Source organism: Paenibacillus artemisiicola, from assembly GCF_017652985.1.
Lineage (GTDB): Bacteria > Bacillota > Bacilli > Paenibacillales > Paenibacillaceae > Paenibacillus_Z > Paenibacillus_Z artemisiicola.
In genome coordinates, this window is record NZ_JAGGDJ010000002.1 from 217,107 (window position 1) to 230,795 (window position 13,689).

The 13,689-nt window shown below is 58.7% G+C and carries 10 protein-coding genes; 8 read left to right on the top strand and 2 right to left on the bottom strand.

The genetic code is table 11. The features are described from left to right. The first annotated feature begins 189 nt into the window (after positions 1 to 189). The 3 genes from I8J29_RS04250 to I8J29_RS04260 all read left to right on the top strand — a co-directional run bounded on the left by I8J29_RS04250 (position 190) and on the right by I8J29_RS04260 (position 3,323). On the top strand, positions 190 to 1,155 hold the full coding sequence (locus I8J29_RS04250) for an SLAC1 anion channel family protein (protein WP_240545887.1): 966 nt from the start codon (positions 190 to 192) through the stop codon (positions 1,153 to 1,155). Positions 1,156 to 1,586: 431 nt separating this feature from the next. Next, positions 1,587 to 2,078 carry a C40 family peptidase gene (locus I8J29_RS04255; RefSeq protein ID WP_208846429.1) on the top strand — a complete coding sequence of 164 codons (492 nt, stop codon included), beginning with the start codon at positions 1,587 to 1,589 and terminating at the stop codon, positions 2,076 to 2,078. Positions 2,079 to 2,144: 66 nt separating this feature from the next. Continuing rightward, complete coding sequence (locus I8J29_RS04260) at positions 2,145 to 3,323, top strand: NAD(P)/FAD-dependent oxidoreductase (protein ID WP_208846430.1); 1,179 nt, start codon at positions 2,145 to 2,147, stop codon at positions 3,321 to 3,323. Here I8J29_RS04260 and I8J29_RS04265 read toward each other — a convergent pair. Together I8J29_RS04265 and I8J29_RS04270 are read right to left on the bottom strand one after the other, a co-directional pair. Beyond that, the gene (locus tag I8J29_RS04265; RefSeq protein WP_208846431.1) at positions 3,303 to 3,869 is read right to left on the bottom strand and encodes a spore coat protein; all 567 of its coding nucleotides are present in this window, start codon (positions 3,867 to 3,869) and stop codon (positions 3,303 to 3,305) included. The two genes, I8J29_RS04260 and I8J29_RS04265, sit on opposite strands and share 21 nt — an antisense overlap. Before the next feature lie 162 nt (positions 3,870 to 4,031). Beyond that, entirely contained in the window at positions 4,032 to 5,105 is a 1,074-nt protein-coding gene (locus I8J29_RS04270; protein WP_208846432.1) for a GntR family transcriptional regulator, read from the bottom strand. Positions 5,106 to 5,570: 465 nt separating this feature from the next. On the opposite strand from I8J29_RS04270, the gene I8J29_RS04275 reads away from it, so the two are divergent. The 5 genes from I8J29_RS04275 to I8J29_RS04295 all read left to right on the top strand — a co-directional run bounded on the left by I8J29_RS04275 (position 5,571) and on the right by I8J29_RS04295 (position 13,686). After that, the gene (locus I8J29_RS04275) at positions 5,571 to 6,464 is read left to right on the top strand and encodes an ABC transporter permease (protein WP_208846730.1); all 894 of its coding nucleotides are present in this window, start codon (positions 5,571 to 5,573) and stop codon (positions 6,462 to 6,464) included. A 12-nt stretch (positions 6,465 to 6,476) separates the two neighbouring features. Next, complete coding sequence (locus I8J29_RS04280; protein WP_208846433.1) at positions 6,477 to 7,373, top strand: carbohydrate ABC transporter permease; 897 nt, start codon at positions 6,477 to 6,479, stop codon at positions 7,371 to 7,373. Positions 7,374 to 7,508: 135 nt separating this feature from the next. Continuing rightward, a complete protein-coding gene (locus I8J29_RS04285; protein ID WP_208846434.1) occupies positions 7,509 to 9,182 on the top strand; it encodes an extracellular solute-binding protein in 1,674 nt (557 codons plus the stop codon). A gap of 248 nt (positions 9,183 to 9,430) precedes the next feature. Continuing rightward, positions 9,431 to 11,041, top strand: coding sequence for a hypothetical protein (locus I8J29_RS04290; protein WP_208846435.1), 1,611 nt, complete (start codon positions 9,431 to 9,433; stop codon positions 11,039 to 11,041). Between the two features lie 101 nt (positions 11,042 to 11,142). Continuing rightward, entirely contained in the window at positions 11,143 to 13,686 is a 2,544-nt protein-coding gene (locus tag I8J29_RS04295) for a glycoside hydrolase family 38 N-terminal domain-containing protein (RefSeq protein WP_208846436.1), read from the top strand. Positions 13,687 to 13,689 lie beyond the last annotated feature (3 nt).

The window sequence follows — 13,689 nt, forward strand, 5'->3', positions numbered from 1 at the left end:
CTATAGTAACAGCGGTATTGATCTATGATTTTGCATCCCATACAATGAGCCAACAGGAGAAAAGCCGATCTGATCGGGAGGAAAACGAATAAAGGAGCGGATCCTTTTGACGTATCTCAACGACTTCACGCGATCGCCTCCGCATTACTCATACAGAAAGCGGTGTCCGTCATGCAAGCAGCGACTGCCATGCAGAAACCAAAAAGCATCGGTTCCATTCAATTTTTGCCCGTTAATTTATTTGCGTCCGTGATGGGAATCTCGGGCCTGTCCTTGGCGTGGAGGGAGGCGAACAAGGTATTCGGCGCCTCCACCGTCATAGCCGACGTAACGGGGATGATCGCCATCGCGATCTTTATCGCGTTAAGCATCGGGTATCTCGCGAAATGGGTGAACTACAGCCAGAAAGTCAAGGCTGAATTCAAGCATCCGATTATCGGGAACTTTTTCGGTACGATTACGATCGCGATTCTATTGCTCTCCTCCGTCATCGGCGTATACAGTACGCGATTCGGTCAGGTAATCTGGATCATCGGCACCGTATCGGCGTTAGCGCTTTGTTTTGTTTTCGTCACGCGATTGTTGAACGGGAATCATGAGCCGGTGAACAAGGTTCCGGCTTCGCTGGTACCCGTGGTGGGCACCCTCGATATTTCGGTGGCCGGAGGGTCGATGCCGTTTCCGTGGGCGCATGAAGTGAATCTGTTATCGCTGGCGATAGGCGGCGTGATCGCGTTGGTGTACTTCACGTTGATCTTCTCCCGATTGATTCATCACGCGCCGATGCCGGCCGGACTAACGCCTTCCATGATCATCATGATCGCGCCGTTCGAGGTCGGTTTTCTCGGGTATACGAACTTCGAGCAGCGGATCGATCAATTCGCTTCGATTTTGTTCTACTTCGGACTCTTTTTATTCCTTGTCTTGTTCTTCAAAGTATTCAAGAAGACGATCCCGTTCGGCGCTTCCTGGTGGGGAGTCAGCTTCCCGATGGCCGCGCTCAGCAACGCGGCGCTTAAATACGCGCTGTTCGCGGATTCTTGGCCCTTGATCGCGCTGTCGGGCATTATTTTGGCCGTGTTCAGCCTCGTCGTGGTCGTGCTCTTCGTCCGAACGCTGAAATTGCTGGTTAACGGGGAATTGCTCAGAGGCTGATCGGCAAGCTTCATACGGTAAGGAGATGGAGGCGAGGCAGTTCATGAACGAGCTGTCTCCCTGCAAATCGATCGCTCATCAATCACGGTTAGGCAAGAGGAAGGGATGGAACGAAAATGGAATACAGCCCGCTTCAACATGACGTCGATTTTGAAAATGCCCATTTATTCGGCTGCTATGTCATGGTCGTAACGAATGAGAAAATGACCGGCGGAGGATGCATAGAACGCTTTGACGAAGACCGCGTCGTGATCGGGGGCAAGCCGTTTTCGCGCGCGGGTTCGTCGTTCATTCCGATGCCTCCGCCTCAAATGGACATGAGCGCGCTGTATGGGAGGCGCTCGTCACAACAGACATTTGCACAAAATACGAAGCTCGGTTACGCATCCGGAAGCGGTACGAATTTTAAAGCATGGAGGGTGACGATCGGTATGAATATCAAGCAAACGTCCTGCAAATTAATCGTCGTCGGACTGGGCTTGTCGATCGGCTTGACGTGCTTCGGGGTCGGACAAGCCCCGAAAGCGAACGCCATGTCCTCGAAGACGGCCGCCAAGTTGATTCATTACGCGGACAATTATTTGGGAACGCCCTATCAATTCGGCGTAAGCACGGCGACGACGGATTATTTCGACTGCTCCTCCTTTACAATGCGCGTATACAAGAAATACGGCTACGAGCTGCCGCGCACGGCCCGCGAACAAGCCCGGGTCGGACGGTTGATCGCGAAGCCGCAGCTGAAGGAAGGCGATCTCGTGTTCTTCCGCGTACCGAGCCGGGGCAGCTTCATCGGGCATGTCGGCATCTATGCCGGCAAAGGCAAGATGTTAAACGCCTATGGCGCCGGCGGCGTCAAATTGACCCGCCTGGACTCGGGCTATTGGAAGGCGCATTACGTGACCGCGCGCCGTCTCGGATCGTGACGGATTCGGCCTTGGCGCATGCGGAGATGATGGGACATCTTAGAAACGAACGGGGAGGACGGAGACATGAGCAAGCATATTCTGATACTGGGGGCGGGCTATGGCGGCCTGCTCGGTGCGCTTACCGCACGGCGGTATTTTACGGCGGAGGAAGCGACGATTACGGTCATTAATCAATCCGAATCGCACCAAATCATCACCGAGCTGCATCGTCTGGCGGCCGGTAACGTCACCGAGAAAGCCGTCGCGCTGCCGCTCGGGCATCTGCTCAGAGGCAAAGACATCCATCTGCGCATCGGCACGGTGTCCAAAATCGATCCGGAAAACCGGCGAGTCGAATTGGAAAACGGCGTGTCCTGCGACTATGACGCGCTTGTCCTGGCGCTCGGCAGCGAAACGAACTTCGTCGGCGTTCCGGGGCTGCAGGACAACAGCCTCACGCTGAAATCCGTCGCGGATGCGAACCGGATCTTCGCGCGCGTCAAAGACCGGATCGCCGCGTACGCGCGCTCCAGATCAAAGGCGGACGCGACCTTCGTCATCGGCGGCGGCGGCTTGACGGGCGTCGAATTGATCGGCGAGCTGGCTGACGAGCTCCCGCTTATATGCCGCGAACGCGGCGTCGATTACGAAGCCGTCGCGTTGTACTTGGTAGAGTCCAAATCTTCCATTCTGCCCGCGTTCCCGGCGGACCTCGTCGAAAGGGCGACGAAGAGCCTCGAGGCCCGCGGCGTGCGATTCTTGACGGGCCGGAGGATCAGCCGGGTAGACGGCTCTTCGGTCAGCCTGACCGACGGGCAGACCATCGAATCGGGTACCGTGATATGGGCGGGCGGCGTTCAAGGCAACTCGCTCGTGGCGAACTGCGGCATCGACGTAGATCGGGGACGCGCGACGGTCAACGAATATCTGCAATCCGTCTCGCATCCGGATGTATTCCTTGCCGGAGATTGCGCGATCGTATTCGGACCGGACGGATTGCCCTACCCGCAGACCGCGCAGCTGGCCTGGCAAATGGGCGAACTCGTCGGAAGAAACCTGTTCGCTTCCTTCAAAGGCGGCAAAATGACGGCGTTCAAGCCGGTGAACTCCGGATCCCTCGCCAGCTTGGGGCGTAAGGACGGCATCGGCATGATCGGCGAGAGCGGCATCGAACTGAGAGGCCTGCCGGCGTCCTTGATGAAGAAAGCAAGCGGCATGCGGTACTTGGCGCATATCAACGGGTTATTCGCGCTTGCGTATTGAATGCCCGTGGAACGCGATCGCGTTCTGCCTCCATAGATTCATGGGATTCATCTCGCCGGACACGTTCACCGGCGTCCCCTCTTTCATCGCAGGCATTTGACGGTCCGCGTTCCGATTCAAGTTCCGCGAGGTCTCGAAAGCCTGCTCGGCACAATGGAGAGCGTCTTGAAGCAGCGTATCGCGCAGCTGCAACTGCGAGCAATCCAGTGCCGCCATGAACTTCATCGCGGCCGAAGTCTTATGAAGGTTCATCAGCGCAACCGCGGCATCCGCATCGGTTATGGTTATGCGATCATCCGGGCCGAGAGACGCCGGGCGGCGGGGGTCGTCAGCCTTTGGGGGAGCTTGAGCGGAAGTCTCCTGGACCGCCTGGACGCAGCGATTGTAGTCCTCCATCGCCAATTGCAGCTGTTGATCCGCAATCTCCGCCAGCTGCAGATCCTGAATATGCGGCCGATACAGCTTCATGGTGCGGATATGACTCCTGGATGCAGCCAACAGCTCCTGCAGTTCAAACCTTTCATGCGCGCCTATGTTGACGGCCATCGCGGCGTTCCTCCCTTGTTCGCAATCTTCGACTCGTGTTAGATTACCGAGCGAGGAGATTTGTTATGCAAGGCAGGCCTTGACCGGATTGATTAAGGTCGTGCGGCAACTATAAATAATAAAAAACCCCGATTCGTCGCGAATCGGGATTTTCTTCGTGCGTTACAGCTCTTTGATCGACTCCCGAATGACGAGGCTGGTCGACAGCAGAATCTTCTTGTGGCAGCGCACAGCGTCGCCGCCGAGCTCGAAGAGCAGTCTCGCCCCTTCATAGCCGAGCGCTTCGAAATTTTGCCGGACGGTGCTTAGCGGCACCTTGGCGAACTTCGAGCTTTCGAAATCGTCGAAGCCCATGATGGAGATCTCTTCGGGAATCCTTATGCCTTCCTGCGTCAGCCGTTCGATGATTTCGAGCGCCCGCCTGTCGTTGACGCAGAAGAGGGCCGTCAGCTCGCCGTTCTTGATGGCTGCGATCAGCTTGTCGTAATCCAGCTCCCGCCGGAAAAACAACGTCTCGTCGTTCGGTACGAGGGAAGCGTCCTGCATGGCGCGTTGATAGCCGTTGTAGCGCTCGGCCTCCGCGCTCAAGTAGAAGTCGTAGGCGGCAAAGCCGATGTTCCGGTGGCCATGGGCGATGAGATGGGCGACGGCCTCGTAGGCGCCGTCGTTATTGTTGCACGTGATGCAATCGACCGGGAACCCGGACGGGATGCGGTCGAGCATGACGAACGGGATGGACTTTTTGCGGATTTCGTGCAGATAAGTTTTGGCGGCGTTCGGATTGACGGAATAAATCAGCAGCCCGCGCGTCTCCGATTGGATCAGCTTCATAATCAGCTCGCGCTCTTGCTCGAAGTTGTTTTCCACGAACTCGATGATCAGCTTGCAGCCCTGCTGGCTCAGGAAGGATTGGACGCCCTTCGTGATTTGCAAGTAGGAGCTGTCGTATAACTCATTGCCGGAGATGATGAAGGTGACGTAGCGCGTCGCCGCATCGGCCGCCGTTCCCCGGTTCGACACGAAGCTGCCTTTTCCCCGGACGCGGTAGATGACCCCCTCGTTGACCAGCTCGTTCAATGCTTTGCGCACCGTGATCGAGCTGACATCCAGCAACTGCGAGAACTCGGATTCGCTCGGGATCCGGCCGTCCTTGCCGAGCGCGTTGTTTTCGATTTGCGTAAGCACATAATCCTTGACCTGCTGATACTTCGGCGATATCGAGTCGTTCTTGCCCATAAATCGTCTCCTTCAAGTGAAGTGAAAGCTCTGTTTCTCTTGATTATAAGATAATGTGCTTACAAAGTATACTAACTTAATCTAATAACTACTGTCAAAAAACGAATTGACGGTCCAAATAGTATGTGTTACATTTTGGTAAAAGCATAATAACTTCCTGATAGTTGGTATGTGAGGCGAGCGAATCCGCACGCTGGGAACGACAACGGAGCCATCGGTTAGCGGTTCGCAAGAGGAGGGGGACATACGATAAACCTTGATATGGCGCGTCTTTTCAGGAATGAATGCGCTGTCAAATCCGCGCCGGCGCATCTTGCAGCGGGCGATCTTAAGAGTGAGCAAACGGGAGGTGCGGTCAGAACATAGTGCGGCTAGAACTCATATGTAGCTCGAATAACCTCGTATACTAGGTTTGCAGTCATTTGGCAAAAAGGAGTGTTTTCATTGCAGGCTAACGATCGGAGCATGCGAACGCGGATGTGGAGGCATCGCTATCTGTACCTGATGGTGCTGCCCGGATTTTTGACCGTGCTGATTTTCAATTACTTTCCGATGTACGGCATTCTGATCGCGTTCAAAGATTTCAGCGCCGCGCAGGGCATCATGGGCAGCTCGTGGGTCGGCCTCAAGTATTTCAAAACGTTCTTTCACGACCCCATGGCCTTCAGCGTATTGAAGAACACGCTGCTGCTCGGCTTATACTCTTTGTTTTGGTCGTTTCCGGCGCCGATCGTGCTCGCGCTGCTGTTTAACGAGCTGAAAAGTAAGCGCTTCAAAAAGCTCGTGCAAACGGTTTCGTACTTTCCGCATTTTATATCCGTCGTCATCGTCGCGGGCTTGATCAAGATCTACACGGCGCGGGACGGCTTCATCAACCATGTGATTACCCATTTCGGCGGGGAGGCGGTCTCGTTTCTGCTCGATCCGGGCTGGTTCCGGACGATCTTCATCTCGTCGGGAATCTGGCAGGGAGTCGGGTTCGGCGCGATCATCTACCTCGCCGCGATGAGCGGCATCGATCCGTCGCTCTACGACGTCGCCGACGTCGACGGCGCGGGGAGATGGAAGAAGGTCCGGCACGTCACCTGGCCGTCCATTCGGCCGACGACCGTCATCCTGCTCATCTTCGCCATGGGCGGCGTGCTGGGCACGGACTTCCAGAAAGTCATCCTGCTGTATAATCCCGCGACGTACAGCGTGGCGGACGTCATCGGGTCCTACGTCTACCGGCAAGGGATCTTGGGAGCGCAATACGCGTACACGACCGCGATCGGGCTGTTCATGTCCGTGATCTCCTTTGTCATTCTGTTCATTACGAATTGGATCAGCCGCAAGGTTTCGGATACGAGCTTGTTTTAAGGGGGGAGAGCTATGAGGAAAGAAAGCCTCGGCTCCAGAATGTTCGACGTGCTTAACATCTTCATCATGGTGCTGATCTTGGTGGCGGTGCTGTATCCGGTCTTCAACATTATCGCCACGTCCTTGAGCGGCGCGCGTTACGTGGCCAAGGGCAGCGTGACGATCTGGCCGCTCGGCTTCGAGTTCAAGGCGTATACGGATATTTTCAAAGATCGCTTGATCTTCACGGGCTATCTCAATTCCATCGGGTACGCGCTCGGCTCGACGTTCGTCATGCTGCTGTTTACGTCCTTGATGGCGTATCCGCTTACCATTCCCGGCTTTATCGGCAAGAAGTTCCTGAACGTATTTCTGATGATTACGATGTTCTTCGGCGGCGGTCTTATCCCGACCTACTTGCTGATCCGCAATCTTCATCTGCTCGATACGTTCTGGGTCATGATCATACCGGGCGCGGTCGGCGCCTATAACGTGTTCCTGTTCCGGACGTTCTTCGCGAATATTCCGTCCGAGCTGAAGGACGCGGCGCTGATCGACGGCGCCAACGAAGTCGTGGTCCTGTTCCGGATCATTCTGCCCCTATCGAAGCCGCTCCTGGCCACCTTCGCCTTATTCGGCATCGTGGGCAGCTGGAACAGCTGGTTCGAGGCGCTGATCTATCTGCAGGATCAGGCGAAGTATCCGCTGCAGATGGTGCTCCGCAACTATCTGTTCACGCTGGATTCCAACGCGATCCAGGGCAGGGTGGGGGCCAGCAACGTGGCCATCAATTCGCCGGGCTCCTTGATGGACCCCAAATCCATCCGCATGGCCGTCATCGTCATCACCATGTTCCCGATCATGATCATTTACCCGTTCTTCCAGAAGTATTTCACCAAAGGCATGTTCGTCGGCTCGATTAAAGGCTAGCCGGACGCCCGGATGGAACGCATGCGAAGAAGACACGGACCGTGGATTGGAGGCGCCTGAGCATCGGTCGTTGTTCGCATCGTCATCATAGCAATTCTGCCTCTTATCAAAATCCATACCAATTGGGGGATAAGCATGAAATCGAAAGCAGCAAAACTGGGCGTCGTCTCGACGATCTGCGCCTCCGTCATTCTGGCGGCGGGCTGCAGCGACGGCAATAACGGCAACAAGGGAAACAACGCAGCGAATCAAACCGACCCGTCATCCGCGAACAAGGCTTCGACAAGCGGCGGGACGCTCAGCTTTACGGTCGCGCTCTCGGCCAACGGCGTGGATAATACGAAGAGCCCCATCCAGCAAGAATGGCTGAAGCTGATGGAGCAGAAAATGGGCAAGAAAATCGACATCAAATGGGACTACATTCCGTCTTCCGATTACGACCAGAAGGTCAAGCTGATGATCGCGAGCGATAACTTGCCGGACTTCTTCGCGACGCCGCTCTTCTACGACACGTCCGAGATGGTGAAGAACGGCCAAATCCTCGACCTCACCCAGTACAAGGACGATATGCCCAATTACTTGAATTACTTGAGCCAGGTGAAAAACGGCGCGGCGCAGGTCACGAACGCCGACGGCAAAATGTACTATTTCAAAGAAACGTCGCTGCCGCGCTTTCCGAAGGATACCGGGATGCTGATTCAGAACGTGTCGTCGTACCGGTACGACCTGTTCCAGCAGGACAAGATCCGGATCCCGTCCACGCTGGACGAGCTGTACGACGCGGCGAAGAAGCTGAAGGAGCTGTATCCGGACAAGTACCCGATCAACACGAGATGGAACGATCTCAGGTCGCTGTTCAACGCGAACCACGTCGTGGACGACATCTACTGGGACGGCAGCCAGTATACGTACGGCGTCTTCCAGCCGGGATTCAAGGAGGCGCTGGAGTTTGCCCACAAGCTGTACGACGAGAAGCTGCTGGATCCGGAGTACCTGACCGACACGGACGATACGCTGAAGCAAAAGGCGCTGAACGGGGACAACTTCATCTGGCTGGCGCAGTGGTTCACGGACCCCGGCAACTATACCCGTACGGCGGCCGACGGCAAGATCTTCGCCGTGTCGCTGTACCCCGACAATCCGAAGTACGGCAAGTCGTGGCAGAACGTCGCGAACGGCAACACGCCGGACCTGGGATGGGCCACGTTCTGCATCAACGCCGACGTGAAGAATCCGGAGGATCTCATTAAATTCATCGACCTGCAGTACGATCCCGAAGTCATCCGGCTGATCACGTGGGGACAGGAAGGCCAGTCCTACACGCTGGACAAGGACGGCAACCCGACCTTCACGGACGAATTCAAAAACGCCGACGATCCTTGGGTCGTGGGCGACAAATACGGCATCCGCGCGAGCAAGCACTATTCGCCGGGCCTGCAGATCGCGGCCGATTCGAAGGCGTTCGTGGACTTCGCCGCCATGGACTACACGTATTTCAACGGCAAATACGAGGAATCGCCGATCGAGAAATCGCCGTACCTGCGCAGCTTGCCGATGCCGAATAACGACTACGTGCCGTCCTCGTACACCGCGCCGACACTCCAATTCACGCAGGCCGAGAGCCAGCAGATCTCGGAAGTGATGACGCCGATCAAAACGTACATTTTGGAACAAGAGTCCAAATTCGTCGCCGGCAAAGCCAGCTTCGCCGACTGGGACAAATTCATCGCCAAGGTGAAAGGCATGGGCGACCTCGACAAAGTGCTGCGGATTTACAACGATGCCGCCAAACGGGTCGTTTCCAAGTGATCGCTTTAATTAATGGGGTTAAGTAAGTTGTCCTTGTAAACGTTCCAAGCAGCTGCTCGATGCAACTGTACGATGCAACTGCTCGATGCAACTGTACTGCAACCTAAGTAACTGCGCGAAGACAACTGCTTTTGGCAGCTGCTCCAAGTCATGCACCAAGTATCCGCTCCACGATAAGTTCCAAGGTTCAGAGCAAGGTTCGATCGCGAGCTTCGCTTGCGGCAATCGGAGAATCAGGAGGAATGAAGATGAAAGCGGGAAGAGGGAAGTTGGCAGGGCTCATGGCGTTGGTGCTGCTCGTCTCGATGATGATGCCGGGGATGTCCTTGGCGAAGCCGGCGCCGGGCAAGAACGCGCCGTTCATGATCAAGGTCGTCGATTCGGCGACGGGCAGGGGCATCCCGCTCGTCGAGCTGAGAACGACGAACAGCATCTCGTTCTACACGGACAGCGCCGGCGTCGTCGCGTTCGACGAGCCGGGGCTCATGAATCAGAAGGTGTTCTTCCATCTCTCGAGCGACGGCTACGCATATCCGAAGGACGGCTTCGGTTACAACGGCACGGCCGTGGACGTGACCCCCGGCGGCAGCGCGACGCTGCAGATGACGCGGCTGATCGTCGCCGAGCGGCTGTATCGCGTCACCGGCGAGGGCATCTACCGGGACAGCGCGCTGCTCGGCCTGCCGGCGCCGGTCAAGGAACCGCTGCTGAACGGCCAAGTCATGGGGCAGGATTCCGTGCAGACGATCGTGTATAACAACCGGCTGTACTGGTTCTGGGGCGATACGGACCGGCCAAGCTACCCGCTCGGCAATTTCCGCGTCACGGGCGCGACGTCCAAGCTGCCGGGCCAAGGCGGGCTCGATCCGGATGCCGGCGTCGATCTCCAGTACATCACCAACGCGGACGGCTCGGTCAAGAGCCTCGTGCCGCCGCTGCCCGACGGCGCCAACATCGCCTGGGTATTCGGGCTGATGACGGTCAAGGACGACAAAGGCAAGGAGCGGCTGTTGGCTCCTTACAGCACCCATGCGCCCGAGACGCGGGCATACGGCATCCTCATGTTCAACGACAAGACGCAGCAGTTCGAGCCGGTCGCGGACTTCCCGTCCAAAGACGAGAACGATTGGCGCCACGCCGGCGAAGACGGTCTGGCGACGTACTACGAGGAGAACGGCAAAGGCTACTGGGTGTTCACCGAGCATCAATTCCCGAACCTGCGGGTGGAGTCGAAGCTGGGCGCGGTACTCGATTACACGCAGTGGGAATCGTTCACGTGCCTCGCTCCCGGGGCGCAATACGACGGCGCGAACACGAAGCTCGACCGCGATGCGGACGGTCGTCTCGTGTGGGGCTGGAAGAAGAATACCCCGATGATCTCGCAGGACCAGGAGAAGGAGCTGATCGGGCTCGGCTTGATCAAGAGCGACGAGCCGCGTTACTACCAGCTGAAGAGCGCGGCCGACGGCGAAGAGGTGCAGCTTGCCCAAAGCTCGGTCGAATGGAACGATTACCTGAAGCAATACGTCATGATCGCGCAGCAGAAGTTCGGCAAGACGTCGCTGCTGGGCGAGATCTGGGTCGCCGCGGCGCCGTCGCCGCAAGGACCGTGGACGAAGGCGGCGAAGATCGTGACGCATGACAACTACACGTTTTACAACCCGGCCCAGCACGCGGTCTTCGCCAAGGACGGCGGACGGACGATCTATTTCGAGGCGACGTATACCAACACCTACACCGATCATCCGCCGACGCCGCGGTACAACTACAACCAGCTCATGTACAAGCTGGACTTGGCCGATCCGCGCCTCGGGCTCGTCCCTGCTCAGGACGGCGCAACCGCGAAATCATCTTCTTAACGTCAGGCATGCTTCCTAGAAAGAAGCGGATGCCGCCGCTCACGGTCGTATCGTACCGGGAGCGGCCGCAGCCGCAAGCGTTCCGAAGGAGTTGGAGTGGGATGAGCAAAGCGTATTTCGTAGACGGCTACCATGGCGGGATCAAGGGCCATATGCCGCTCGGTTCCTGGGCGGACGTGCTCCGTCGCATGCGCGAGACGCCGGACTGGAAGCTGTGCCTCGATATCGAGCCGATCTCGTGGGACGCGCTGCGCCGGACGGATCCCGCGTCCTATGCCGAGGTTCGGCGGCTGATCATGGAGCGCGAGAAGCCGCGAGTCGAAGTCGTGGCGGCCAGCTACGCGCAGCCGTTCGGCTGGGTCATCGGCGGCGAAAGCAACATCCGGCAGCTGATTCGCGGCAAGGCGCTGGTCGAGGCGCATTTTCCCGGCATCGACGTGGACACGTACGCCACCCAGGAGCCGTGCTGGAGCAGCAGCTTACCGCAAATTCTCCGTTCGCTCGGGTACAAGCGGGCCGTGCTGAAGAATCCGGGAACGGCTTGGGGCGGATACGCGTCCGGCATCGACCGCGAGACCGTGCTATGGGTCGGGCCGGACGGCACCGCCATTCCATGCGTGCCGCGGTACGCCTGCGAAGAGCTGGTGAACTGCTGGGAGACCGAGGCCGGCTATATGGAGCCCGCGTTCGCGGACAAGTGCGTCCGCCTGGGCATCGCGCATCCCGTAGGGAGCTTCCTGCAGGATCTCGGCTGGCCGGCGAATCCGCGGCACCGGCGGGAAGCGCTGCGGTTCGTGACTTGGCGCGAATATATGGACGAGATCGCGGAGGAGCCGACGGAGGCGTGGGCGTTCACGCAGGAGGATATCCGCTGCACGCTGCCGTGGGGCGAAGGAACGCTGCAGCGGATGTCGCGCGAGGTGCGCGCGGCGGAGAACAAGATCGTCGCGGCGGAGAAGCTGGCGTCCGTCGCCGGCGTGCTCCGGGGAGCGGCTTATCCGGAGGCGCGGCTGCAGGAGGCTTGGGACCAGCTGCTGCTGTCCCAGCATCACGACGCCTGGATTTGCGCGACGACGCGAACGGGACGCGAGCAGTGGGCTTGGCAGGCCGGCGCGCAGAGCTGGATGGCGGAGCAATCGTGCGACGGCGTGCTCGATGCCGCGCTGGACAGCTTCAAGCGGGAAGCCCGGGCGGGCGAAGCGCCCGGCATCCGGGTATTCAACCTGTCGGGAGCCGAACGGAAGGAAGTGGCGGAGATCGAAATTCCGGCGTCGGGCGCAGCGGCTTCGTTCCGCGTCCGGAACGGCGACGGCATCGAGGTGCCGAGCCAGGTCGTGCCGACGCGCGCGCGCCCGGACGGCACGCTTCATGCGTGCAAGCTGCTGTTCGAGGCCGAGACGCCGGCCATGGGCTACCGGACGTATGCGGTCGAGCCGCTGCGGCCGGAGGAGGTCGAGCGGAGCGGAGGGATCGCCGCGGAGGCGCGCGCGCATGCCGTCGTACACGAGGATTGCGCGACCATTGCGACGGACTTGTATGACATCCGTATCGATACCGCGCGAGGCGGCGTCATCGCGAGTTGGAAGGATAAGCGGTTGAACCGCGAGATCGTGGCGACCGGCCGGGCGTTCAACGAATTCGCGGGATATCTGATCAGCGAGCGCCGCTGGGCGAGCAGCACGGAGGCGCCGGCGATGGCGACGATCAAGGAGAACGGTCCGCTTCGGGTCGTCCTCGAATTGAAGGGCACTTTCGCGGGGACGGGGTACGTGACGACGGTAACGGCAGCGGCCGGACAACGCAGCGTCGATTTCCATGTCCGGTTTCAATACGAACGGGACACGTGGATCGGGGACCCGTGGGAGATGGCGCCGGAGGACCGCAATACGGAACGGAGAAAGTCGCACCACCATACCCGCCGCAAGCTGCAGGCGCGGTTCCCGGCCGCGCTGGACGACCGGGAGATTTACAAGAATTCCGCCTTCGACGTCACGCTAAGCCGTCACGCGGATACGCATTACGAACGGTGGGACGAGATCAAGCACAACATCGTGCTGCATTGGATCGACGTCTACGATCCGCGCCGCGATTACGGATTGGCGGTATTCGCCGATCACGCGACCGACTATTCGCACGCGAAGGACGAGGCGCTGGCCCTGACGCTCGGCTGGGGCGGCGAGGGCGGCTTCTGGTGGGGCAAGCGCCCGTTGAACGGCGTACAGGAAATGCGCTATGCCGTCCTGCCCCATGGCGGACGATGGGACCGCGCCGGCATTCAGCAGGCATGCGCGCGCTGGATGGAGCCGTTGCTCCCGGCCTTCGGTTTCCATTCGGGAGCGTCGTCGATGTCGCTGTTCCGGGTGACGGATCCTGCCATCGAGGTCTCCTCCGTCACGATGGACGGGGAGGATCTGCTCGTCCGGCTGTATAATTCCGGTTCGGAGGCCCGGTCATGCTCGATCGTGCTCGGCGCTCCGCTGTCGGCCGGCGACTTGTCGCTGGTCGAGCTGGACGGCAAGCCGCTATCCGCGCTGTCTTCCGACGTCCTGCCGGACCAAACCCGGGAAGCGAAGCTGTCGCTGCCGCGGCAGGGCTTGGCCACGGTTCGGATCGGCGGCATGCGTACGGCCGCGATGAATTCATAAGCG